Below are 21,454 nucleotides of genomic sequence, written 5' to 3'. Positions count from 1 at the left end.
ACGCCGCGACGCACGGACACGAGTCGTGTCAGAACAACAGTTCCACCTCACACGCCTCACCGGAATTCGACTGATCCACGTACAGAACTTTCACGCTAGATCTCTCCGGTGTATATCACCCTCCTGCGAAACGCTTACATTAGCACTTGCTAATATTAGAATCTACTAAGATGAGTCAGCAATCGTCCCCATCGACCCAGAACGAGAACGTTCAGTCCGACAGAGAGTGTTGTACTACTACACACCACTCACTGACGGAGTCGGAACTCGCCTCGGACGTACAGGTTCTCGCGGCCCTCGGAAACGACACGCGCTACGAGGCACTCAGACTCATCGCCGACGCGGACGGTGGCGTCTGCGTCTGTGAACTCGAACCTGCACTCGGCGTCAGTCAGAGCGCCATCAGTCAGGCGCTCTCACGGCTCTACACCGCCGGCCTCGTGTCTCGACGCAAAGACGGACGGTGGCGATACTACGCTGCGACTCCGCGAGCGACGACCCTCCTGAACACGCTCGATGAGACACGAGGTGAGCCGGATGCGTGAACCGTCTCCATCGGACTCGGTGACTGAGAGGCTAGCTCCTGACGAACAGCGGCGAGCAGTCCGACAACGATACGCGCGGATTGCGAGCGAATCGTCGAGTTGCTGTAGCGGATCAGATACCACTGCAGAGGAGGACCTGACGCAGCAACTCGGGTACTCCGAAGACGAGGAAGCCGCCGTTGCCGACGGCGCGAACTTGGGCCTCGGTTGTGGAAATCCGAACGGGATCGCCTCCCTGCAACCCGGCGAGACCGTCCTCGACCTCGGCTCCGGCGCGGGCTTCGACTGTTTTCTCGCTGCTCACGAAGTCGAAGAGACCGGACACGTCATCGGCGTCGATATGACGCCGGAGATGGTCGAGAAAGCCCGCGACAACGTCACGAAGAACGATGCGAACAACGTGGAGTTCCGACTCGGCGAGATTGAACACCTTCCAGTTGCTGACGGGACGGTCGACGTCATCATCTCGAACTGCGTGGTCAACCTCTCCCCGGACAAACAGCAGGTGTTCCACGAGGGCTATCGCGCGCTTCGTGCTGGTGGGCGACTCGCCATCTCGGACGTTGTCCTGACCGCCGAGTTGCCGGACGATGTCCACGCTGACCCCGAATCGGTTGCCTCCTGTATTGCGGGTGCGTCACCGATACCGGACGTGAAACGAATGCTCTCGAACGCCGGGTTCGAAGCGATTCGAATCGAATCGGACGAGGGGAGTGAGGAGTTCATCCGCGAGTGGGACGCGGAACGAGACGTGAGTGAATACGTGGTCTCAGCGACCATCGAAGCCGTCAAGCCGACCTGAATCCGTTTCCCGCTCCCCGGCGAACCGACATGGCTCGGTTCGACCGTGCAATCAGTCGCGCTCGCCGAAGTACTCGTCGAACGGTCGTATCAACTTTGACATCGATTCCACCAGACGGCGAAGACGTTCAGACACGACCCGCTCGAGAGGACTACCGATTTGGTAACTAAATCGTGCTAGCACGCGGCGACCGTTGTCGAGGTCGACGCGTCGGCTGTCTGGCTGTCGACTGTCTCGACGACAGCAACCTGTAACGGGAACGCAACACCGGCAAACGTCAGGACGAACGCGATCGTCAAGAGTGCGGTAAGCACGAGAACGACGAGACTCAGCAGGCCCATCGCCAGTGCAGGAGTCGGATGACTCACAAGCCAGCGGAGACCGTAGCGGAACGCACCGACCGGGCCGATTTCCCGTGCGAGCGCAACGAACGTCGGTGTCAGCCCGAGTGCGAGATAGAGGGCATGTCCGACGGTGCAGCCCTCGTGTTAGCGAATTCAGTCTCGAGTTACTTCATGCGTCACGACAAGGCGCCGACGCGACGGGAGTTGCGGTCGTTCGTCGCGGAGTACGACGCGTTCTTCGCCGACTCGTAGTGCGCAGGGTGCCAACTACTGGAGACCTTGTGGGCTGGCATGCGGGTGACACGACTGTCGTCGAGTGACGTTCCCGGCTTCTGCGCCTGTGCCTGAGTTACGCGAGCTCCGGGCCGCGTCTTTTCGACTTGACGTAATTCGACACGGACCGCCCGGGTTCGACTTGGTCGCAGGTGGATGACTGAGGCTCACTGGAATCGTTCAACCCTTCGAGTTCGTCGTGGCGCATGATGAATCCGAATTAAAATTTTGGTCCGATTACGCCGCTATCTTTCGATTAGATGCCACGGACCCGACGGGAATTCGTCATAGTGTCTGACGAAGCTGAATTAATCGCCGCGCTGTCTGGCGATTACGGTTTCAGGTTCGAGTCGTTGTTGACTCCGGTTTGCATCGACACAGAGCCATGGCACTCGAACCACTCGACCCAGAAACAGCCGTCGAACTGTACCTCGAAGACCGCAAGAGCGAACTAGCAAAAGCGACCCAGTACGCACACTCATCTAGACTGGGCCACTTCATTCGATGGTGTGACGAACAGGATATCGCTAAGCTGAACGAACTCACCGGACGGACGCTGCACCGCTACCGACTGTGGCGGCGTGTAGATGGCGACCTCGCACCACCGACTGAGAAGTCACAGATGGATACACTCCGCGTATTCATCCGTTGGTGTGGAACGATTGACGCGGTTCCGACCGACCTATGATCCAAAGTCGTCTCTCCAAGTTTGGCTGACGGGGAGAACTCTCGTGACGTGATGCTTGACTCCGAGGTCGCAGATGGGATTCTCGACTACCTCTCTACCTACGAGTATGCTTCTGAGCGGCACGCGACTTTTCTCCTGATTTGACATGCTTTGCTCAGGAGAGGTGCGATTCACGCGCTGGACGTGGACGACTACGACCCACAGGAGATGTCGCTAGATGTGCGGCACCGTCCCGAAACAGGAACACCAATCAAGAACAAATTCAACGGCGAACGGTTCATCGCGCTCTCGGCGGAGACGTGTTCTGTGCTGGACGCGTGGATTGCAGACCGTCGACCAGATCCGGTTGACGAGTACGGTCGGACCCCACTCGTGTCTACTGCCAAGGGTCGGGCGCATCTCACCACGATTCAGAGCTACGTTTACTCGATGACTCGACCCTGTGCGTTTACAGGCGAATGTCCACATGACCGAGATATTTCGGAGTGCAAAGCAGCAATTGATCGTAGTCAGTCGTTCGCCTGTCCGTCATCGGTGTCCCCCCACGCCGTTCGTTGTGGTGCCATTACCCACTGGGAGGGTGTCATAGAACGATTAGCACACCAAAGAGCAGGGTGAACGCTGAGGTGGATGAGTTCAGCGACCCTGCAAGATGATCCTTCGGTAGACTCGTTCTTCAATGCCGTGGAGACAGAGACGCTAGCGCTGTTCGAGCACCTCTCTTTCGAGTTTCTCGAAGAGTTCGACGTGTTCGCCCCGGCGAAGACGGGGCGAACACGAGACCACGAACCACCAGAACTGATGCGTGGCTTTCTCCACTGCTACTACAAGGACATCTACGGCATTCGTCCCGTTGAACGAGAGCTTCGGAACACGGTCGTCTGGCTGAGCTGTGGATTCGATCGACCGCCGTCGAGAGACGCGGTCGATCGCTTTCTCACCGATCTTGAACACGTCGTTGACAAGGTGTTCGACCACCTCGTCGAGCAGGCCGCCCGGCGCGGCCTGCTCGACTTGACCTACTGTATCGATTCAACAGACGTGAGGGCGATGCCCGCCGATCCAGACGCCTCAAAGTGCTACGATCCAACCGACGACGAGTACTACTACGGCTACGGCTGTACGATCGTCTCGACCGGGCAAAAGATCCCGATCGGAGCGGAGTTCACCGAGAGTAAGCAAGCGCCAGAAGAGACGGCGATGCGCGTCACGCGTGACGCGCTCGCCGTCGCCACACCGATCTGGATGGTCGGTGACAGCGCCTACGACACGCTCGACTGGCACGACCACCTGCTGACCGCAGGGGTCGTGCCAGTCGCTCCATACAACGCCCGGAACGCTGATGACCCGAAAGACATTGAGTACAGGGTCGAAGACCGCATCACCGAACACGGCGAGGACGTTCAGTTGAAGCAGTCCACGTTGGATGAGACGTACAACCGCCGTAGTGGAGTCGAACGAACCAACGAATCAGTGAAGGACTGCGGCCTCGGGCGAACGCACGCCCGAGGCCGCGTCCACGCACGGGCGCAGGTATTTCTCGCCCTGTGCCTTCGCCTCGTCGTCGCAATCACCAACTACGAACGTGGAGACAATCCGGGAAGTACCGTGATCACGGTGTGAGAACTCTTCTATGACACCCTCCACTGGTTGAACTCGGACGTGCCCGAGCCAGTGGTGAGCGCACGAGCGAACGTCTCCACGGCGGTTCTGGACGAACACTACGACCGGCGGACGGAACGAGAAAAGATGGAACAGCGGAGACGATACCTGGCACAGGTGTAATGCGAGTACCGTGATTTATTCCAAATAACGCGCAGACCACGTCTTCATCGTCGGGGATAACCACAGATAATGACTTTATTCAACGGCCTGTAAATTCGAGCAGTATCTCGGAAGTGCGAGTTATAAGACACCCTGGTGAGGATTGTTGTCGGATTTTGTTACTGATTAAAACTCAAGACCATCTTCGGTCGTCATTTCGATCGTTCCAGCTTCTCTTGACGTCTCTCGAACTCTTCATCGGTGAGGTTGCCACGAGCGTACGCCATGCGCAATTCCTCCATCGCCGGGTTTCGAGCGTCTTGAGCGCCGGTCACGCGCCGATAGACGAGATCTCCCCCACCAAGGAGGACGAGAAGGAAGACGAGCTGCATGACCATTCCGACGAGTGGCCACCAACCACCGACACTCTCGTACCCGTCCATCATGCCGCCGTATCCCATCATTCCGCCGAATCCCATCCCCATCGTGAGCAACGGGAAGATGATGATCGCCCCGAGGATCAGGAGAATGATAATTGTGGTGTCGAATTGGTTCGACGAAGACATCTGGAATCAGACCTCCGACCTGGCTCCGAGTTCGTCGGTGATGGTCGACAAGACGCGCTCGTACCGCTCGTGAACCTCGGTCGCGATCGAGTCGAGAACAGCGTTCTCGGCAATCCCGACCAACTGCTGCGGGTCGACCGCACTCACGACGACGCCGCCGTCGTCGGTCTCGTAAACGATGACGTTACACGGGAGGAGCGCCCCGAGTTCGATCTCCTCGGCCAGCCCCTCGTGTGCCAGTGCCGGATTGCATGCACCGAGGATTCGGTACTGCCGGCACTCCTTGCCGAGCTTCTCCTTGAGCGTCGCCTGCACATCGATGTCGCAGAGGACTCCGAAACCCTCGTCTTCGAGTGCGGCGACCGCAGCCTCGACGGTTTCGCCGAACGCTCCATTCACAGTAGTTTGTATTATATGTCCTATACTAAACACTACTGTATCTGAGGGTTTAATTTTGCGGGTTCTTCATGCAGTTGAGGGTCGATCCTCCAAAATAGATATTCTTGGCCTTTGACCGTCTGTCTCATCCTGTTTGTTCGAGCTTGGTTCGTCGCTGCTCGAACTCCTCTTCGGAGAGTTCTCCACGAGCGTAGCGCTCACGAAGGACCGACAGTGGCCGACCCTCTCGGCTGTCCGAGTTGCGCGTGAGGAGCGCGTAGGCGAGGTAGACGGGGATGGCGATCAGGAGGCCCATCCAGAGGAGGCCCCAGAGGCCCATCGTCCCACCGAAGAGCCCCCAGCCGCCACCCATCATCCCGCCACCGTAGCTCCCTCCACTGTGAGCAGCAGCGGTACCGCTCGCGCCCGCGAGCAGGGGGATGGCGAGTATCGTCATTCGACGCACGATCCGTCCGACAGCATCGGTGATCTGGTTCATGATTGGTGTGTTTGTGTAGTCGTGTGACGTTCAGTCATCCGCTCAGGGGTAGCCAGCGAACCGGGTTCAGCACCCCCGTCCCTGCCCGTACCTCCTGTGGTCGTCGTAGTCGCTGTCAGCCATGACATGGGCCATCTCGTCGATAGTCACGCCCATGTGCGATTCCATCCACTCAACGCTACCCGGTCCCATGTGGTCGGTCATATGCGTCTCCATCCAGGCCGCCCACTCTGCGGCGGTCCCGTCGTAGGGGGGAGCGTCCTCACCGGTCGGGTCGTCACCGTGTGCGCTGACCACGCTCGCGGTGAGCGCGAGTCCGACGATTGCGAGCACCACCAGCAGCCAGCGTCCGATTCTGATGTTGGTCATTGGCTTTCTCCTCGATTACCCATAGGACCCCTCAGGAGTTATCGGCGTGGGCGCGAACCTGCACAGGAGACCGTTCGAGAACGTGTATAACGCGATCTAATCGTTTTTCTCGAGAGAGATCGTTCATCGCCGGCGAATTCGATGGGCTCCGAGTTCGGCACCTCTACTCCCGGGGGGCGCTCGCGGTTTGGATTGTTAACCACAATCGAGTAAAATGGCCAACCTCACTCATGTCTTGCAGGAGCATACGCCCCGCGACTGCAAGCAGTAACGAGAGAGACGTCGCTCTCGTCAACGCGACCATGCCACTCCAGAACCTGCTCACACAGATCGAACACACACTCGCACCGGTTCGCCACGTGATGAAGCCGATTCTGTCGGATCCCTTCGTGATGGGCGTCTGGGCGCTGCTAGTCGTCGCGTCCGTCGGCACCCTCTGGTGGGATCTCCGCGAGCGAAACCAGGCGTTGCCGTCGCTGATGAAAGCGGTCTGGACACTGGTCGTCCTCTACTCCGGGCCGTTCGGACTCGCCGTCTACTGGTACTCCGGACGCACCCAGATCAGCAACGACTCGCTGTGGCGGCGGGGCTTCCGCTCGACCGCCCACTGCTACTCCGGCTGTGGAGCCGGTGAAGTCCTCGGATTCGTACTCCTCGCCGGGCTGCTCGCCTTGCAGAGTACGCTCCTCGTCACGGCGGGGACGTTCGCGCTCGCATACACGTTCGGCTACGCGCTCACCGTCGGCCCCCTCATGCAGGAGGGCGTCGGATTCGGCGAGGCGATGCTCGACGCCCTCTACAGCGAGACGCCGAGCATCACTGTCATGGAGATCGCCGCCATCGGGACGGACCTGCTGATCGCCAGTCAAGCCCATATCGGTGACCTGCTGTTCTGGGGCGCACTCGTGTTCTCACTATCGGTCGGTTTCGTCTTCGCGTTCCCCGTCAACGCCACGCTGGTCCACTTCGGCGTCAAGGAGGGCATGAAGAATCCCGCCGAGATGGGTCAAACCCAGCGCAGTGGACAGGCACGGGCCGCCGACTAAGCATGCTGTCGGCTCCGGGAGAGAATCGCCCCTGACGATTCGGTAGTCACCGAGAAATCCAAGCGACTACAGCCGCTATCGCGCCGGTCCGTTCACTCGACTGTTGCTCCGACTCCGTCGTGCTCGGAGTGTCGCTCGTTTCCTCGTTCTCTTCGCGGGCAAGCCGCGTCGCCTCGTACTCCGCGATGAGATGTGCGGCGTGGCGGCTGCACATGTCTTTCCGTACGATCTCTACCAGCTTAATTGTTTGACAATCGTTAGCAGATGGCTCACTCGTCTTGTGACAGGCTCTCGCTCGGGTAGATCCGATATGTTCGTCCCTGTTGTTCTCGGTACAGGAGCCCGCGTTTTTCGAGTTCACTCACAGTCTGGCTCACCTTGCTCTTCGAGAAGTCCGAGCGGTCCCGTAGTTCGATCTGCGTGATTCCGGGGGAGGTGAGAACCGGCTCGAGGATTCGTCGTTCGTCTTCCGGCAGGAGATCGAGGACGCGTTCGCGAGGCTGCTCCTCCGGGTTCTGTGTCCGCTTCGACGACTCGTCTGCGGCCTGACTGTCGAGTGTTCGTCCGTCAGAACCGATCGGCTCCCTCGGGAACTGGTCACTCCCACCCGAGACGCCGAGGCTGTCACGGACGGTAAGGTACAGGACGCCGACGATAGCGGCGACGAGCAGGGTTCCAAGGGCGTACCAGAGTGGATTGGTTCCGTGGACGGTCGCCATCGAGCCTCCCATCATCGTCCCCATACCGCCCAGGACACGCTGCTGTTGGTAGGCTTGCACCGTGAGTGCGCCACCGACGACGAGGACTACAACGACGAGAAGGCCCACGATCAGATCGGCCCGACGCCGGTTCATCGCCCACCCCTCGCTCCGACGTGTGTCTGGTTCATGCTCTGTCGTTATCCCGTCACCCTCCTACCAGTTTTGATTGTATGGAGCAAGAGTGCTGGTGGAGGTTGTGTGGAGAAGTTCTATGTGACCTGTTCAGTGATGCTCATGACCCTGTGACGACCGCACGTCAGATGTCTGTTCCTGACTCCCTGCAAACTCGGTCGGATGTTCCTCGAACGACCGCTTGCACTGGTTCGAACAGAAGTAGTACGTCTCGCCGTCGTGAGTGATGCTCGGACCGCTGTCGTCGGTCCGCATCCCGCAGACCGGGTCGCGGTACTGTCCAGGCGCCCCGAGCCCACGACGGTAGACGTAGAGGAGGAATCCGGAGAGTACGAACGCGACGAGGTTGAGGTAGAACGTGTAGTTGAGTTCGAAGTACGTCTGTTCACGCGCAGTCTGTCCACCAGCGAGGTCCGGAACGATTCCGAGGATGGTGAACAGTTCCTCCATGAGGAAGCCGGTGAACGCCATCGTCACAAAAAAGATACCGAGGATGTACAGCATCACCTCCCAGCCGTAGTACTTCCGGTAGACGTTGAGAACGGGGATGGTGATGAGGTCGGCGTAGACGAACGCGATGACGCCCGCGAAGCTGATACCGCCTCCCCAGAGCGCGACAGCGAAGGGAACGTTGCCCATACTTCCGACGAAGCTGATGACCGCAATCGACACACCTACCACGGCGTTCTCGGCACTCACGAGCACTCCATCCCCCTGGAGGAACAGCGCGTTCCACATCCACTGGGGGACGAACACGATGACGAATCCCGAGACGAGAAAGCCCGCGACGACGTCCTTCCAGATCATCGACCATTCCTTCCGGTACTGGTTGCCGAGCTTGTACCAGCCACCCCACGAGAGGAGTTCGTCACGCCACCCACCACTACTGGCGATTTCTTGCTGATAGGTTTCCATACAGCCCTGCGAGCAGAACTTCAGTGTCTCACCCCCGTCAGTCGTGAGTGAATACTCGTCTTTGCCTTCCATCCCGCAGGTCGGGTCCTCGGTGATTCCCCGGTCGTGGTCGCGTTCGTTCAGTTCCTGCCGTACCTGATCGAAGAGGTTCTCGGGGAGGGTCAGATGCACCAAGAGAGCCATCACGGCGATGAGGATGACGCCGCCGAGGAGTTCGGCAACCAGAAACTCCCAGCCGAGGAGGATGAAGATCATCAGTCCGAGTTCGACGATGAGGTTCGTCGAGGCGAACATGAACGCGAGGACGTTCACCGCGTGTGCGCCTTTCTTGAACAGTCCTTTCCCGATCGCGACGGCGCCGAAGCTACAGCCGCTACTCGCGGCACCGAACGCCGTCGCCTTCACGAGTCCACTAGGGTTCTCCTCCCCGAGGAGTTGGGCCATCCGGTCTTTCGAGACGTAGACTTGGACGAGGCTCGTGATCACCAGCCCCATGATGATCGCCCAGGCTGCCGTCCAGAGGAACCCGAAACCGATCCGCAGGGATTCGAGAATCCCGTCGAGGAGGGCGGCTTGCATATCTACATCATCACGGCCATCAGCTTTGTCAGTTGTTCTTCATTAAATGAGGCGACGTATCCTCCGAATCACTCATTCGAAGGTTTACTCCGGACACGATCTTGGTCTTCGGTCCTCAAATCACGACCCTTGTTATTGATTACCGAAGCTCACTGGCCCCAGCTGGCAGTCGCTACTGGTGATTCATACAGCTCAACCGTGCAGAGCGGAGTGCAGTGTCGCAATTTCGACTCGCATCTCATCCGAAACGTGTTGACGAGGAGATCCCGCTTTCGAATAGTAAGAGAAAGTCGATTGAACCAGTCGAGCGTATCTTCAGCCATGAGCACGGCGACCGAAAACCAGGACACGTACGAGATGGGACCAACCGCCGGTGTGATGCACCTCGACGCACTGGCGTTCGCGGGCGCTGCAGCAGTCGTCTCCGCCGTGGTGATGCTCCTGCTCGGCGTGTTCGGAGCGATCGGTGTCTACGGGAGTGCGGTGGTGGCGATGCAACAGTGGCATCTGTTCTTCGAACCGACCGTCGTCGGAACCGCTGCGGGAATGGCCGAAGCGGCCGTTGTCAGCTTCGTCCTCGTGTACGCCTTCGCACGACTGTACAACGTCTTCGCTCGGTAACAGCAGGTGAACGGAGAATCAATGTATCTCACCGACGAAGCCGAGATTGTCATCGATGCTTCTCCCGAGAACGTCTGGGAATACGTGACCGACCCCGTCCACTGGACAGCATCGAATCCCGAGGAACACTACGGGCTCGAATACGACACCTCTGATAACCGCCCGCGTGAAGGCGCAACGTTCCATCAGCGCGAAGAGGTCGCCGGGATGTACGCCAACCTGCACGGTCGGTTCCCCTACATCGACTATCCGAACGTGGCAGTATGGACCGGGACGGCCTACTACCCGTTCCTGCGCGGGCTCGTCACCGTTCGAATCCCTGAGGGTGGCACCATCCGACTGGAGGAGACTGAGGCCGGAACTCGGATGTCTCATGCCGTCTGGATGGACTTTCCGAATAACCGTTGGGGACACACGTTGAGATGGCTGTTCACGACCGTACTCGACGGGGAAACCGAGCTCTACGAACACACTAACAAGGAGCTCGTCTTCTTCAAAGAACGGGTAGAGTCCGAAGAATCCCCCCCGATGTCGTAAGCATCATCAGCGGATCGATATCACGACTCGAACGTCGGTGATGATCGGTACGGATGGTCAACCAGCTGTGAGCACGCCTCTCGGTATCGGGTCGACGAATTCGGAAGGTCAGTCGGGGGCCGCTCACCTGAACGTCACTTCAGCGACGTCTCGGACTGGACCGGACCCGTCCGGCGACGTGTAGTGGAGGTCTCCGCCGGGGTGTTCGAATACTCGGTCACCGTTGTCCTCGTGAAGCATTGCGGTCAACGTTTTCTCACCAGTTCCAGGCGGGGAAACTGGTATCTTGAGACCACCGTAGTGGCCCGGTTCGAGGTACTCGGAATGGCCGATGATATGGTGGTCACCTCCACCGTGCGTGTGGCTGTTTCCACTGTTCGCGTTGCCTTCGTGCCGCCCATGATGGATGACCACGTACCCTCCCGCCGGGAGATCGGCACGCGGAACGACGACGGTCGTCCGTTGGTTCGCTCGAACTCGACGGGTCTGTTTGTTGAACGTGATCCGAGGCGCTTCTGGGACGTGTTCGCGCTCCCGCTCGCGGCAGGGGTCCTCGCACCTGTCGGTATCCCCCTCTCCCCGGCAATCGGAGCGGTCTTCATGTCGCTGAGAACGGTGATCGTCGCGATCAACGCCCGGCGACTCCGCGGTGTCGACCTGTCCGTCTCGTCGGGATAGCGATCACCAGCACTCGTGGACGACGCCCTCGCGCCGGAGCAGGCGATCCGTTATCACGTACGAGGCCTCGAAGGGCCCGCGTCCTGCTGGGAGAGGAGTCTCTGTCGCCGTCTCCGGAGTCACGGTTGACGCCGACGTATCGAGGAAGTCGGACTCGTACTGGCCCGATACGGTCGCCGTGAACCCCTCGTTTTCGGCGTCCACGGAGACCGACTGGACGAAGACGGTGAACTCGTTGGTGCGTCCGATCTTGTTGGGACTGGCAGCGAGCGCATCGTTGTACTGGTAGGCTCTTTCGTATGCGCTCAGGAACCCCTCGATCGACTCGCTGGTGAGTTCCGTTGGACGGTCGGGATACGCCCGGGCGGACGTCGCCGCGTCGGTTGGTTTCGGTGGCGGCGTGGCCGTACAATCGGGAGTCGCGGTGTCGCTGTCACCTGTACCGGTGCTGTCGGTTGCTCCCGAGAGACACCCCACGAGGGTCGTCCCAGCGGGGGCAGCCAAGGCAATGAGGAGACGCCGTCTGGAGTGCATGGATGTGTGTGTTCACGAGAGGTGCTTACCATTTCAGGTGACTACAGCACCAGTTTGAGTTACGGCAGGAACCACAGTGGGCTTCGAAATCTCCCAAACCGGTCTTCCGTCTCGTTTGCAGCGATTGCGTGGACGACGTGAAGGAGAATACTGCATCCGGTCGAACGTGCAGCTGACACGCGTCGGGAACGTGATCCGGTTCTCAGTGCTCGTGACCGAGCATGGTGTTGACCTGCTCGTTCAGACGCTGGACCTTCGAGGCGACCTCTCCAGACATTTCACTCTGGGGGTCGGCCAGGCCGGGCTGGTCGTGGGGGTCGGGTTTACCGACGACGACGGTGCCGATCATCCCCAGCTGTTCGTGGGGTTCACAGTAGACGTCGTACACGCCTTCGGTCTCGAAGGTGTGTTCCCACGTCGCCCCCTCCTCTGTCAGGAGGCCGCTGTCGAACGGCTCGGCACCGTCGGGAACCCGCTGGGGCTTGTCGTTGTCCGGGTGGTACGCCGTCGCGGTGTGGGTCCCACTCTCGTTGACGAAGGTGACGGTCCCACCGGGTTCGACCCACGCGACGTGCGGGTGGAAGTGCTGACCACTCGATGTCGTCTGCATGTTCACCGTGGCGTGCTCGAATGGACCGCCTCCGCTGTGACCGCCTTCGGTGTGAGTTTCTTCGCCTTCGTGGTGCTCGGCCTCCTCGTGATGGTCCGTTGCGGTCTCCTCGTCGTGATGTTCTTCGTCCTCGTGGTGAGCCTCCGCTTCGCCGTGTCCTTCGGTCTCGTGGTGGCTGTCCTCTTCGTGACCGTGTCCACTCTCTGTGTGTTCCGCCTCCGAAGCCGCCGTCGCCGTCCCGTCTGCGGCCTGGTTGTTCGGTGCCGCACCTGTACATCCCGCGAGTATCGTGACAGCCGTCGTTCCGGCGGTTCCGAGGAACGTCCGACGGTCGAGATCTGCTTTGGACATCGTGCTCACCCTCCAGTTGGCGGTACGGAGGACAGTGATAAAGCCCCAAGAGCAGACTTTCCGGGTCGGAATATCTACCCACAGCATTTATATGTTGGTTTCGAACCCTCATGTGTGACCGAGGTTGCGTCCGCAGACGAGGACGAAGACGCCGAGGTGGTCCTCTTCGACCTGCTGGCGGACGAGTACGCTCGGACCATCCTGGTCGCAACCAGTCGTGAAGCCATGTCAGCGAAAACCCTGAGCGAACGACACGAGATGTCGCTCCCAACGGTGTACCGGCGCGTCGAACGACTCGAGGCGTTCGACTTCCTCGTCGAACGGACGGAGATCGACCCGAGCGGGGGTCACCACCACAGCGTCTACGAGGCGAACCTCGAGCACATCGACGTGGATCTGGTCGATGGTGATCTTGATGTGCAGGTTCGACTCCGTGAGGACGCTGCGGACCGGTTGACCCGGATGTGGAACGAGATGCGAGGTGGATGATGCACATCGAACTCGTCATCGCGAAGGCCGTCACGATGGCCATCGGCCTGCTCATCGCAGGCACTGCCTACCGTGGCTATCGACGCTCGGGAAGCGAGGCGATGCTGTATCTCGCGGTCGGGTTCGCGATTATCAGTCTCGGCGCCGTTATCGAAGGGATCCTCTTCGACGTGCTCCACTTCTCCATCTTCTGGGCGGGTACCGTGCAGACGAGTATCGTCGCCGTCGGGATGTTGGTCATCCTGTACTCGTTGTACGGACGGACGAACGGCTATTCGCCGGACGAACTCAGGCGGAGTGACAGGAGGGATGCTGGAGGTGAGAACGGTGGCTGACTTTCCGACACTCGTGCTCTCTGTCGTCAGAGTCGGCGTGTTCCTGCTGGGTGCCGGTGTCTCGTGGGTGAGTTATCAGGCCTATCGACGAACGGGAGAACGGTTCCTCCGGGATGCCACGCTCGGGTTCGCCGTCATCACGGTCGGTGTGTTCATCGAAGGTGTCCTGTTCAATTTCTTCGCCCTCGATCTGACCACTGTCCACATCATCGAGTCACTGGCAGTCGGACTCGGATTGCTCGTGCTCCACGTCTCCCTCCGACGGTGATGTGACCCGATCCGATTACGGTGCCCCGACGATACCGATGCACAGGTCAGCTGGGAAACCATTCGACGACTGCGATTCGTTCGGTGAGTTCTGGTCTGATCAGACTGACTCTATCTCCCTCGTAACGAATCCCGCGCGAATTCGCCATTCGCGGAGGGATGGTCCCCGAACAAACGGCAGGTAGTGCCGCATTTTGATCTTCAGGACGATAGTTCGTCATGTAGCATGACGAAACCGAACTAAAACTTCGAGCCAATTCCACCACCCTCCTGCGATTAGATGCCACGGACCCGACGGGAATTCGTCATACCGTATGACGATCCTGAATTAATCGCCGCGCAGTCCAGCGATTAGGATTCGCGGAGACGGGTCGTTGGTTCACACGATTTGCATCGACACAGAGCCATGGCACTCGAACCACTCCGACCCGACGAAGCAGTAGAATTGTATCTCGAAGATCGCAAGAGCGAGTTAGCGAAAGCGACCCAGTACGCACACTCGTCCCGACTCGGCCATTTCATTCGATGGTGTGCTGAACAGGACATCGACAACCTGAACGAGCTGACCGGACGGACCCTACACCGCTACCGATTGTGGCGGCGGGCAGACGGCGACCTTGCGCCTCCGAGTGAGAAATCACAGATGGACACGCTCAGAGTGTTCATTCGCTGGTGCGGAACTATCGATGCCGTTCCTGCCGATTTGTGGTCCAAGGTCGTCTCTCCGAGTCTTGCCGACGGCGAGAATTCACGGGACGTGATGTTGGACTCGAAAGTCGCTGACGGAATTGTTGAGTATCTCTCTACCTACGAGTACGCCTCAGAGCGCCATGTCACCTTTCTCCTCATTTGGCACGCTCTGCTTCGAAGAGGCGCGATTCACGCACTGGACGTGGACGATTACGATGCACAAGAGATGTCGCTATCTGTGCGGCATAGACCCGACACAGAAACGCTAATCAAGAACAAATTCAACGGCGAACGATTCATTGCCCTCTCAGCAGGCACTTGTTCAGTGCTGGACGCGTGGATTGCAGACCGGCGGCCAGACACTATCGACGAGTACGGTCGGAACCCTCTCGTTTCCACTGCACAAGGGAGGGCACATCTCACCACGATTCAGAGTTACGTCTACTCGATGACTCGGCCCTGTGAGTTCACTGGTGAGTGTCTACACAAACGAGACCTTTCTGAGTGTGAGACAGCCATTGACCGCAGTCAGTCGTTCGCCTGTCCGTCATCAGTGTCACCGCATGCTGTTCGTCGTGGTGCAATCACGCAGTGGTTGAACTCGGATGTCCCGGAGCCAGTGGTGAGTGCAAGAGCGAACGTGCCGACAGCGGTTCTGGACGAACACTACGACCGGCGGACCGAGCGTGAGAAGATGGAACCGCAGCGGAAGTACCTCAACCAGATTTAAAAATATCTTGCCGTGTTGAATAGCCTCTGAGTCATAGTCAGAGCGGCTCACAAAGCGGTTCTATGTTAGTGATGGCGAACATGAGGACGATTTCACGGAACTGCCGATACCAGCCAAGCGCTCGCACGGCGTCGCCGAGCGAGCGCTTCGTTGTCGAGTACGAGGTTTCGGCCATCCAGCGCTGAGAGTAGCCTTTTGTCCGGATGAACGCGTTATGACCTACCGTGAGCGGCTTCGATCCACGCTGTAAGATGAGTGGATCGACACCGAGTGCGTAGAACTCGTATTTCGTGATCCAGTTGTGGAAGGCTTTGTCAGCCGCCACGGACAGCAGGTCGTCCGCGTTCCGGCGGACGACCTGCGGCCCTGTCTTCGTATCGTGCTTCCACCGTGCCGAGATATGAACGTCGAGGACGGCAAGAGACTCTACATCGGTTAGCGTCGTCACTTTCAGTGTCTGGACGGTGCTGCCGGATCGTTGGCGGTAGTACGACGAGGCTGAGCGTCGGTCGAAAAATGTGCTGTCGAGAGCCGCGTGCCCAGAGTGCGGGTGTTGCTGCGCTGAAACGCGCAGCAACGCCCGCCACACCCACATCTTGAACCGATCGAACGACTTGTAGACCGTGCTGAACTCGGGCAGATCGTCCCGATCAAGCCCGAGTACATCACGTATCTCAGCCATGTACTCCAGCCGATTCGGCGTTTCACGGTAGCTATGGCCCTCTTCGAGCCGAAAGCAGTGTAGAACGACGTGGATCCAGCGGGCGAACCCGCCGCTGGCGGGCTCGCCCGCGTGCTTTCCTAAAGCTTGTTTGGCTAGGTGACGACACCGTTCAACGAAGTCGAGGAGGTCGACTTCCATAAGTCAGAATCGAATTCCTCGGCTTCACCCTTCTAAAGCAGCGATATCGACAGATTAGATCGCTATTCAACACCGCAAAATATCTGGCTCTGTTGGAACCCTTTATCCCTGATAGTTTATTCAGGGCGTGCTGAATACAGAGCGCGAACGCAGCACCGACCTCTATAGATTTACCATAGTGACTTACTCAGATCAGATAACTGTGTGTATCAAAACACTTCGTTGAGTATCTAAAAACCGCGAACAGCGCTGACAGGCGGTCCGTCCTCACTCGTGACTGAGAACGTGCCGCATGACCGTCGCCTCGGCCTTTCTGAGATGCTCGGCTGCGGTCCCTGGTGCGATGTCGAGAGTAGTTGCCACATCCTCTACAGTGCCGTCCCGTGGTGAGTTGTAGTAGCCGTGCTCGATGGCGGCGTCAACGGCCGCCCGCTGTCGGTCAGTGAGTTGCGGGCTACCTACCCGGGACCGTCGCCGATACGGCCCGACCGACCGAACGGTCGCATGCATGCCCGTTGGCAAGTTTTCGACGGCAGCGCTCACGTCCGCAGACGTCCCCACCACCGTCAGGTCAGTCGTCCCGTCCGGGTTGAACGTTATCGGCGGCACCACCACGAGTGACCCCCGGGCGAAGGCGTTGATGTAGCCTTCATCCGTCTCCCTCACTCGTTCGCGCACACAACAGTAGAAGACACCGTTCGAGACCGGAGTGAGGCTGTAGGAAACGGTCGCGTCCCGTGACTCCAGTTTCGCACGGAACGGGTCAGGATCACCACGGACCCGAAACACGAAGCTGTTCGTGTCGTCGAAGACCATGTTCCAGTGATGGAGTTCCGCGTACTCGATCCGATCGTGCTCCATCTCGAAGGCGTGCATCGGATGGCGTGCCTCCTGGGTGTGCTGGATGCGCAATCGGGCGTACTTCATCGATTGCTGGTTACAGTGGTATAAATAAAAATCTCACCTGTGAGGCAGCATCGAGTTCCGGGTCGAGGGCCGATGCTGACGTGTATGTTTCCGACACACATCGCGTTCGGGGTCGGGTTGTTATCGGCTGCCGGTGTCTACGTATTGATTCTCGGGACGCTGCTGGCCCACTACGAGTGGTGGCCGCCCGGGGACAGGACGCTGGCGTACTATTGCCACTGGACACTCGTAGCGATGTTCAACCTTTCGTTCATTGCCACCGCTGTCCTCGATTGGGGCGGGTGGGGACTCGCCAGTCCACTGACGCTCGGAGGCGGTGGGGTCCTCGCGGTTCTCGGAACGGCCGTGTTCGTGTGGGGAGCACGGACGATGCAGTCGGACGAGACGATGGGTGTAACTGGTGAACTCTACACCGATGGCCCGTATGCCTACACCCGGAATCCACAGTATCTCGGCATGGTCGTCGGCGTCACCGGATTCGCTCTCGTTGCTGATTCGGTGTTCGTCACCGCGCTCGCAGCGGCACACGTGGGCTGGGTACTGCTTTTGCCTCGTGCTGAGGAGCCACACCTTCGTGCGGAGTTCGGCGACACGTACGACCGATACGCCGCCCGTGTTCCGCGTTTTTTCGGCCTGCGAACGGTGCGGCAGGTCTTCGAGTCAAGCGAGGCATAGATCCCCTGTACGCTCTTGGGTAGAGGATTGTTGGTGAGTTCTCAGCAGTAGCTGGAAGTCGTAGCGGGCAAGGGTGGCGCGAACGCGCCACCCGACGAAAGCATGATTCCACTCAAGACGTTCGTCTCGGAGCGTCGCGCAGCGAATCTGCTGGAACAGGTTCGCTGGCGTGACGGCGTCTATTGCCCACGCTGCCGTTCCGAATCGGTGATTCGGTACGGCAGCTATCGGGTGTTTCAGCGGTACCTGTGTAAGAATTGCGACCGCACGTTCAACGATCAGACTGGCACCGTCTTCGAACACTCTGCGGTGGCCCTCAGAAAGTGGTTCTTCGCCATCTACACCTACATCCGCTTCAACACGAGTTTGAGACAGTTAGACGTCGAAATCGAGGTCTCGTACAAGACGGTCTACCGGCGCGTCCAGCGCTTCCTCCGAGCGCTGGACGCGCCTCGACTCCACCTCGAAGGCCCGGTCGAGATCGACGAGTTCTACGTGAAAGCCGGGCTCAAGGGCCGCGAGCGCGACCAGCCGTCGCGCTCGCGTGGCCTAGCCACGCGTGGGCGTGGAACACACGAAGACGACAAGCCACCTGTGTTCGTTCTTGTAGATCGTGGGAGCGGTGAGCGGTACGTCTGTCCGGCGAGAGCCGCCGACGAATCGACGATTTGACTCCTGCTGGCCGACCGCCAGCAGGAGTCGCTCACCGTCTACACCGACGGCTTTCGAGCCTACGAACCACTTGAGGACGACGACGTATTCGACCGCAAGTACGTCGTCCACGGCGACGGCGAATACGCCGACGGAGACATCCACGTGAATACCTGCGAGAGCCACGCGTCGCTTGCGCGACGGTGGCTCTCGCCCCATCGAGGTATCTCGAAAGATAGACTCACGCCGTATCTCAGAGCACTTCAGCTTCGTCGTCGCGTCTACCGAAAACCGGGCAAGGAGGCGCTCAAAACGATCCTTGAAACTGCGCTATGAGTCGCCAACAATCTACGCCACAAGAGCGTCCTACAATGCCCAGGCGAATAAATGGAGGAAAATTTCACGCAGAGAAACATAATTATTAATTAGCTAACAGTACCTCGACCAGGCTGAACAGCCGTTCCGTAATCCGTATGCTACGAACGCCCTATTCCGTACCCGCTGCTGCGCTGTCTATTCAGCAGTGACTGAACGAAAAACCGCTATTCAACAGGTTCGCACTGTTTACTAGGTTAGCCGACCACCGGCAAAATATTCGCCGTGGTATGTAGCGGTGTGGATAGAGGGTGTCATAGAACGATTAGCACACCAAAGAGCAGGGTGAACGCTGAGGTGGATGAGTTCAGCGACCCTGCAAGATGATCCTTCGGTAGACTCGTTCTTCAATGCCGTGGAGACAGAGACGCTAGCGCTGTTCGAGCACCTCTCTTTCGAGTTTCTCGAAGAGTTCGACGTGTTCGCCCGGCGAAGACGGGGCGAACACGAGACCACGAACCACCAGAACTGATGCGTGGCTTTCTCCACTGCTACTACAAGGACATCTACGGCATTCGTCCCGTTGAACGAGAGCTTCGGAACACGGTCGTCTGGCTGAGCTGTGGATTCGATCGACCGCCGTCGAGAGACGCGGTCGATCGCTTTCTCACCGATCTTGAACACGTCGTTGACAAGGTGTTCGACCACCTCGTCGAGCAGGCCGCCCGGCGCGGCCTGCTCGACTTGACCTACTGTATCGATTCAACAGACGTGAGGGCGATGCCCGCCGATCCAGACGCCTCAAAGTGCTACGATCCAACCGACGACGAGTACTACTACGGCTACGGCTGTACGATCGTCTCGACCGGGCAAAAGATCCCGATCGGAGCGGAGTTCACCGAGAGTAAGCAAGCGCCAGAAGAGACGGCGATGCGCGTCACGCGTGACGCGCTCGCCGTCGCCACACCGATCTGGATGGTCGGTGACAGCGCCTACGACACGCTCGACTGGCACGACCACCTGCTGACCGCAGGGGTCGTGCCAGTCGCTCCATACAACGCCCGGAACGCTGATGACCCGAAAGACATTGAGTACAGGGTCGAAGACCGCATCACCGAACACGGCGAGGACGTTCAGTTGAAGCAGTCCACGTTGGATGAGACGTACAACCGCCGTAGTGGAGTCGAACGAACCAACGAATCAGTGAAGGACTGCGGCCTCGGGCGAACGCACGCCCGAGGCCGCGTCCACGCACGGGCGCAGGTATTTCTCGCCCTGTGCCTTCGCCTCGTCGTCGCAATCACCAACTACGAACGTGGAGACAATCCGGGAAGTACCGTGATCACGGTGTGAGAACTCTTCTATGACACCCTCGTGTGGATATTCTATCTGAGCACAGGGACCCTCGGGACGGACAGCCTACGGTTCAGGCTGCCTTCGACACAACACCACTCTTGGGGGCCACTCCGGCGTGCGGGGGGCCAACCACGAAGATATCGCTCACAGCGAGGCCAGCCCGCTCAGAGTGGTCACGGAGGCTCGCTTCCGAATCTGCGTCGTACCGACACATCGTCGCGCCGATCGACCCATCCTCATTGAGGAATGTCTGCGAGCCGAGGTACGACATCGCTGTCCCCTCACTCCGCAGGGCCTCGATTGCCTTGCCCGAGCGTTCAACCGCCTGTTCCAGCTGCTCGTTATTGATCCCGGACTCGAACTCACGGAGTACGTCATAGTTAGTCATAGATTGTTCTGAGAATGAACGATACGGCGTTCCAGTTCCCAACGACTAGTACGACCTATAACATAATAAACATTCCTTATATATATCCTGACTGTCATGAAGGGCTGCGGCCAGCGGTGGGACTTCTGTTGGTACTCCTTCTGGGCGCCGACTTGTGCGATACGTCGGTTCCAGACAAGTATCTGATCCCGGCGACGAACAGCACTCTGAGAGGTCCACTGTCGGTGTCCAGAAGGGCGGTTGCTCATGCCCGGCGCCGAGGACACCTGTGCCGCCGCCGAGCGGTCGTCACGTTCATCGTCACGGGCGAGGAGGCGAAGATCCTCGTCATGCCCCACTCACCCCAGTTCGAGGACTGGTTCGTCGAACGCGGCGAGCCGGTGAATACGTACGAACTGCCCCCGGGCTCCGCGGAGGAGAACCAGGCGAAGGCGGCGGCCATCACGCCCGAACTCTGTGAGCGGTTCAACATTGAGATCACCGGCCCGCCGCCGGTCTGAATCGGGGCGCGTGCTGAATACACCCTCTGTATGTTGCACGCTGCTTCTGATAGAGAGTGGTGAGGTTTCTGTGGCCGTGCTGAATACAGGGCGCGAATGTAGCATCGGACCACCCTTCCAATTGGGGTGGTCGCATCGTTCGGCACAGGGGAGGGAAGATACAGTCAGCTGGAACACAAGCTACTTACAAACTATCCACAATGCGCGTATGTGACCTTTGAGCCCTCCAGACGAGCATTGCTCACCGGAGTTTCACTCTCGACTGCCGTAGGGTTAG

The 21,454-nt window shown here is 59.0% G+C and carries 27 protein-coding genes and 3 pseudogenes; 17 read left to right on the top strand and 13 right to left on the bottom strand.

Going from position 1 to position 21,454, the window contains the following annotated elements; genetic code table 11:
* The first annotated feature begins 170 nt into the window (after positions 1-170).
* Positions 171-545: an ArsR/SmtB family transcription factor gene (locus NKJ07_RS14915; protein ID WP_318567591.1), complete on the top strand. Its 375-nt coding sequence runs from the start codon at positions 171-173 to the stop codon at positions 543-545.
* Positions 538-1,347 (top strand): arsenite methyltransferase, encoded by an 810-nt coding sequence (arsM, locus tag NKJ07_RS14910; RefSeq protein ID WP_318570468.1) that lies wholly within the window; start codon positions 538-540, stop codon positions 1,345-1,347. The genes NKJ07_RS14915 and arsM overlap by 8 nt, the downstream gene beginning before the upstream one ends.
* A 176-nt stretch (positions 1,348-1,523) precedes the next feature.
* Here arsM and NKJ07_RS14905 read toward each other — a convergent pair whose 3' ends face one another.
* Complete coding sequence (locus NKJ07_RS14905; protein ID WP_318567590.1) at positions 1,524-1,688, bottom strand: hypothetical protein; 165 nt, start codon at positions 1,686-1,688, stop codon at positions 1,524-1,526.
* Between the two features lie 123 nt (positions 1,689-1,811).
* On the opposite strand from NKJ07_RS14905, the gene NKJ07_RS14900 reads away from it, so the two are divergent.
* The 4 genes and pseudogenes from NKJ07_RS14900 to NKJ07_RS24445 form a co-directional block, all read left to right on the top strand.
* Positions 1,812-1,943: a hypothetical protein gene (locus NKJ07_RS14900; protein ID WP_318567589.1), complete on the top strand. Its 132-nt coding sequence runs from the start codon at positions 1,812-1,814 to the stop codon at positions 1,941-1,943.
* A 406-nt stretch (positions 1,944-2,349) separates the two neighbouring features.
* On the top strand, positions 2,350-2,652 hold the full coding sequence (locus tag NKJ07_RS14895) for a hypothetical protein (RefSeq protein WP_318567588.1): 303 nt from the start codon (positions 2,350-2,352) through the stop codon (positions 2,650-2,652).
* 630 nt (positions 2,653-3,282) lie between these two features.
* Positions 3,283-4,275, top strand: coding sequence for a transposase (locus tag NKJ07_RS14890; protein WP_318566693.1), 993 nt, complete (start codon positions 3,283-3,285; stop codon positions 4,273-4,275).
* 21 nt (positions 4,276-4,296) lie between these two features.
* Positions 4,297-4,437, top strand: a pseudogene (locus NKJ07_RS24445) (tyrosine-type recombinase/integrase); the annotation flags it as partial.
* A 191-nt stretch (positions 4,438-4,628) separates the two neighbouring features.
* Here the strand turns inward: NKJ07_RS24445 and NKJ07_RS14885 are convergent.
* From NKJ07_RS14885 to NKJ07_RS14870, 4 genes are all read right to left on the bottom strand, one after another.
* Positions 4,629-4,982, bottom strand: a complete 354-nt coding sequence (locus tag NKJ07_RS14885) for an SHOCT domain-containing protein (protein WP_318567587.1) — start codon at positions 4,980-4,982, stop codon at positions 4,629-4,631.
* A 6-nt stretch (positions 4,983-4,988) separates the two neighbouring features.
* Entirely contained in the window at positions 4,989-5,405 is a 417-nt protein-coding gene (locus NKJ07_RS14880; protein ID WP_318570467.1) for a DUF302 domain-containing protein, read from the bottom strand.
* Between the two features lie 100 nt (positions 5,406-5,505).
* Complete coding sequence (locus NKJ07_RS14875; RefSeq protein ID WP_425504666.1) at positions 5,506-5,859, bottom strand: SHOCT domain-containing protein; 354 nt, start codon at positions 5,857-5,859, stop codon at positions 5,506-5,508.
* A 66-nt stretch (positions 5,860-5,925) separates the two neighbouring features.
* Positions 5,926-6,228 (bottom strand): hypothetical protein, encoded by a 303-nt coding sequence (locus tag NKJ07_RS14870; RefSeq protein ID WP_318567585.1) that lies wholly within the window; start codon positions 6,226-6,228, stop codon positions 5,926-5,928.
* Between the two features lie 302 nt (positions 6,229-6,530).
* On the opposite strand from NKJ07_RS14870, the gene NKJ07_RS14865 reads away from it, so the two are divergent.
* Positions 6,531-7,274 (top strand): DUF4396 domain-containing protein, encoded by a 744-nt coding sequence (locus NKJ07_RS14865; RefSeq protein WP_318567584.1) that lies wholly within the window; start codon positions 6,531-6,533, stop codon positions 7,272-7,274.
* Positions 7,275-7,543: 269 nt separating this feature from the next.
* Here NKJ07_RS14865 and NKJ07_RS14860 read toward each other — a convergent pair whose 3' ends face one another.
* Complete coding sequence (locus NKJ07_RS14860; RefSeq protein WP_318567583.1) at positions 7,544-8,128, bottom strand: helix-turn-helix transcriptional regulator; 585 nt, start codon at positions 8,126-8,128, stop codon at positions 7,544-7,546.
* Positions 8,129-8,257: 129 nt separating this feature from the next.
* The gene (locus tag NKJ07_RS14855; protein ID WP_318567582.1) at positions 8,258-9,661 is read right to left on the bottom strand and encodes a permease; all 1,404 of its coding nucleotides are present in this window, start codon (positions 9,659-9,661) and stop codon (positions 8,258-8,260) included.
* 321 nt (positions 9,662-9,982) lie between these two features.
* Between NKJ07_RS14855 and NKJ07_RS14850 the strand changes: the two genes are divergently transcribed.
* Positions 9,983-10,282, top strand: coding sequence for a hypothetical protein (locus NKJ07_RS14850; protein ID WP_318567581.1), 300 nt, complete (start codon positions 9,983-9,985; stop codon positions 10,280-10,282).
* Between the two features lie 21 nt (positions 10,283-10,303).
* Positions 10,304-10,819, top strand: a complete 516-nt coding sequence (locus NKJ07_RS14845) for an SRPBCC family protein (RefSeq protein WP_318567580.1) — start codon at positions 10,304-10,306, stop codon at positions 10,817-10,819.
* A gap of 123 nt (positions 10,820-10,942) precedes the next feature.
* Here NKJ07_RS14845 and NKJ07_RS24440 read toward each other — a convergent pair whose 3' ends face one another.
* The 3 genes from NKJ07_RS24440 to NKJ07_RS14830 form a co-directional block, all read right to left on the bottom strand.
* Complete coding sequence (locus NKJ07_RS24440; protein WP_425504665.1) at positions 10,943-11,233, bottom strand: DUF7282 domain-containing protein; 291 nt, start codon at positions 11,231-11,233, stop codon at positions 10,943-10,945.
* Between the two features lie 267 nt (positions 11,234-11,500).
* Positions 11,501-12,031: a hypothetical protein gene (locus tag NKJ07_RS14835; RefSeq protein WP_318567579.1), complete on the bottom strand. Its 531-nt coding sequence runs from the start codon at positions 12,029-12,031 to the stop codon at positions 11,501-11,503.
* A gap of 202 nt (positions 12,032-12,233) precedes the next feature.
* The gene (locus NKJ07_RS14830; RefSeq protein ID WP_318567578.1) at positions 12,234-12,992 is read right to left on the bottom strand and encodes a cupredoxin domain-containing protein; all 759 of its coding nucleotides are present in this window, start codon (positions 12,990-12,992) and stop codon (positions 12,234-12,236) included.
* 114 nt (positions 12,993-13,106) lie between these two features.
* Between NKJ07_RS14830 and NKJ07_RS14825 the strand changes: the two genes are divergently transcribed.
* The 4 genes from NKJ07_RS14825 to NKJ07_RS14810 all read left to right on the top strand — a co-directional run bounded on the left by NKJ07_RS14825 (position 13,107) and on the right by NKJ07_RS14810 (position 15,503).
* Positions 13,107-13,481 (top strand): helix-turn-helix domain-containing protein, encoded by a 375-nt coding sequence (locus tag NKJ07_RS14825; protein WP_318567577.1) that lies wholly within the window; start codon positions 13,107-13,109, stop codon positions 13,479-13,481.
* On the top strand, positions 13,478-13,816 hold the full coding sequence (locus tag NKJ07_RS14820; protein WP_318567576.1) for a DUF7521 family protein: 339 nt from the start codon (positions 13,478-13,480) through the stop codon (positions 13,814-13,816). Before NKJ07_RS14825 ends, NKJ07_RS14820 begins: the two co-directional genes overlap by 4 nt.
* Positions 13,809-14,084, top strand: a complete 276-nt coding sequence (locus tag NKJ07_RS14815; protein WP_318567575.1) for a DUF7521 family protein — start codon at positions 13,809-13,811, stop codon at positions 14,082-14,084. The genes NKJ07_RS14820 and NKJ07_RS14815 overlap by 8 nt, the downstream gene beginning before the upstream one ends.
* Positions 14,085-14,489: 405 nt before the next feature.
* Positions 14,490-15,503: a tyrosine-type recombinase/integrase gene (locus tag NKJ07_RS14810; protein ID WP_318567574.1), complete on the top strand. Its 1,014-nt coding sequence runs from the start codon at positions 14,490-14,492 to the stop codon at positions 15,501-15,503.
* A gap of 37 nt (positions 15,504-15,540) precedes the next feature.
* Here NKJ07_RS14810 and NKJ07_RS14805 read toward each other — a convergent pair whose 3' ends face one another.
* Both NKJ07_RS14805 and NKJ07_RS14800 read right to left on the bottom strand, forming a co-directional pair.
* Entirely contained in the window at positions 15,541-16,365 is an 825-nt protein-coding gene (locus tag NKJ07_RS14805; RefSeq protein WP_318567573.1) for an IS5 family transposase, read from the bottom strand.
* A gap of 267 nt (positions 16,366-16,632) precedes the next feature.
* A complete protein-coding gene (locus NKJ07_RS14800; protein ID WP_318567572.1) occupies positions 16,633-17,292 on the bottom strand; it encodes a helix-turn-helix domain-containing protein in 660 nt (219 codons plus the stop codon).
* A gap of 84 nt (positions 17,293-17,376) precedes the next feature.
* Here NKJ07_RS14800 and NKJ07_RS14795 point away from each other — a divergent pair, with 84 nt between their 5' ends.
* From NKJ07_RS14795 to NKJ07_RS14785, 3 genes and pseudogenes are all read left to right on the top strand, one after another.
* Positions 17,377-17,967: a methyltransferase family protein gene (locus NKJ07_RS14795; RefSeq protein ID WP_318567571.1), complete on the top strand. Its 591-nt coding sequence runs from the start codon at positions 17,377-17,379 to the stop codon at positions 17,965-17,967.
* 102 nt (positions 17,968-18,069) lie between these two features.
* Positions 18,070-18,954 (top strand): annotated as a pseudogene (locus tag NKJ07_RS14790) (IS1595 family transposase).
* A gap of 340 nt (positions 18,955-19,294) precedes the next feature.
* Positions 19,295-20,286, top strand: a pseudogene (locus tag NKJ07_RS14785) (transposase).
* A gap of 73 nt (positions 20,287-20,359) precedes the next feature.
* On the opposite strand, the gene NKJ07_RS14780 reads toward NKJ07_RS14785, so the two are convergent.
* Positions 20,360-20,677, bottom strand: coding sequence for a nickel-binding protein (locus tag NKJ07_RS14780; protein ID WP_318567570.1), 318 nt, complete (start codon positions 20,675-20,677; stop codon positions 20,360-20,362).
* A 329-nt stretch (positions 20,678-21,006) separates the two neighbouring features.
* Here NKJ07_RS14780 and NKJ07_RS14775 point away from each other — a divergent pair, with 329 nt between their 5' ends.
* Positions 21,007-21,177: a hypothetical protein gene (locus NKJ07_RS14775; RefSeq protein WP_318567569.1), complete on the top strand. Its 171-nt coding sequence runs from the start codon at positions 21,007-21,009 to the stop codon at positions 21,175-21,177.
* Positions 21,178-21,454: the final 277 nt, after the last annotated feature.

It is taken from the genome of Salinigranum marinum, assembly GCF_024228675.1.
Lineage (GTDB): Archaea > Halobacteriota > Halobacteria > Halobacteriales > Haloferacaceae > Salinigranum > Salinigranum marinum.
Note: the sequence above shows the minus strand (reverse complement) of the source record. Positions and strands in the feature narration are given on the sequence as shown.

What these genes read in the sequence shown, in the direction of transcription:
- arsM (WP_318570468.1), top strand. Translation starts at nt 538, where the DNA reads ATGCGTGAACCGTCTCCATCGGACTCGGTGACTGAGAGGCTAGCTCCT.
- NKJ07_RS14900 (WP_318567589.1), top strand. Translation starts at nt 1,812, where the DNA reads ATGTCCGACGGTGCAGCCCTCGTGTTAGCGAATTCAGTCTCGAGTTAC.
- NKJ07_RS14885 (WP_318567587.1), bottom strand. Translation starts at nt 4,982, where the DNA reads ATGTCTTCGTCGAACCAATTCGACACCACAATTATCATTCTCCTGATC.
- NKJ07_RS14780 (WP_318567570.1), bottom strand. Translation starts at nt 20,677, where the DNA reads ATGACTAACTATGACGTACTCCGTGAGTTCGAGTCCGGGATCAATAAC.
- NKJ07_RS14915 (WP_318567591.1), top strand. Translation starts at nt 171, where the DNA reads ATGAGTCAGCAATCGTCCCCATCGACCCAGAACGAGAACGTTCAGTCC.
- NKJ07_RS14830 (WP_318567578.1), bottom strand. Translation starts at nt 12,992, where the DNA reads ATGTCCAAAGCAGATCTCGACCGTCGGACGTTCCTCGGAACCGCCGGA.
- NKJ07_RS14895 (WP_318567588.1), top strand. Translation starts at nt 2,350, where the DNA reads ATGGCACTCGAACCACTCGACCCAGAAACAGCCGTCGAACTGTACCTC.
- NKJ07_RS14850 (WP_318567581.1), top strand. Translation starts at nt 9,983, where the DNA reads ATGAGCACGGCGACCGAAAACCAGGACACGTACGAGATGGGACCAACC.
- NKJ07_RS14875 (WP_425504666.1), bottom strand. Translation starts at nt 5,859, where the DNA reads ATGAACCAGATCACCGATGCTGTCGGACGGATCGTGCGTCGAATGACG.
- NKJ07_RS14865 (WP_318567584.1), top strand. Translation starts at nt 6,531, where the DNA reads ATGCCACTCCAGAACCTGCTCACACAGATCGAACACACACTCGCACCG.
- NKJ07_RS14860 (WP_318567583.1), bottom strand. Translation starts at nt 8,128, where the DNA reads ATGAACCGGCGTCGGGCCGATCTGATCGTGGGCCTTCTCGTCGTTGTA.
- NKJ07_RS14820 (WP_318567576.1), top strand. Translation starts at nt 13,478, where the DNA reads ATGATGCACATCGAACTCGTCATCGCGAAGGCCGTCACGATGGCCATC.
- NKJ07_RS14805 (WP_318567573.1), bottom strand. Translation starts at nt 16,365, where the DNA reads ATGGAAGTCGACCTCCTCGACTTCGTTGAACGGTGTCGTCACCTAGCC.
- NKJ07_RS14890 (WP_318566693.1), top strand. Translation starts at nt 3,283, where the DNA reads ATGAGTTCAGCGACCCTGCAAGATGATCCTTCGGTAGACTCGTTCTTC.
- NKJ07_RS14795 (WP_318567571.1), top strand. Translation starts at nt 17,377, where the DNA reads ATGTTTCCGACACACATCGCGTTCGGGGTCGGGTTGTTATCGGCTGCC.
- NKJ07_RS14810 (WP_318567574.1), top strand. Translation starts at nt 14,490, where the DNA reads ATGGCACTCGAACCACTCCGACCCGACGAAGCAGTAGAATTGTATCTC.
- NKJ07_RS14905 (WP_318567590.1), bottom strand. Translation starts at nt 1,688, where the DNA reads ATGGGCCTGCTGAGTCTCGTCGTTCTCGTGCTTACCGCACTCTTGACG.
- NKJ07_RS14775 (WP_318567569.1), top strand. Translation starts at nt 21,007, where the DNA reads ATGCCCCACTCACCCCAGTTCGAGGACTGGTTCGTCGAACGCGGCGAG.
- NKJ07_RS14855 (WP_318567582.1), bottom strand. Translation starts at nt 9,661, where the DNA reads ATGCAAGCCGCCCTCCTCGACGGGATTCTCGAATCCCTGCGGATCGGT.
- NKJ07_RS14870 (WP_318567585.1), bottom strand. Translation starts at nt 6,228, where the DNA reads ATGACCAACATCAGAATCGGACGCTGGCTGCTGGTGGTGCTCGCAATC.
- NKJ07_RS14835 (WP_318567579.1), bottom strand. Translation starts at nt 12,031, where the DNA reads ATGCACTCCAGACGGCGTCTCCTCATTGCCTTGGCTGCCCCCGCTGGG.
- NKJ07_RS14800 (WP_318567572.1), bottom strand. Translation starts at nt 17,292, where the DNA reads ATGAAGTACGCCCGATTGCGCATCCAGCACACCCAGGAGGCACGCCAT.
- NKJ07_RS14845 (WP_318567580.1), top strand. Translation starts at nt 10,304, where the DNA reads ATGTATCTCACCGACGAAGCCGAGATTGTCATCGATGCTTCTCCCGAG.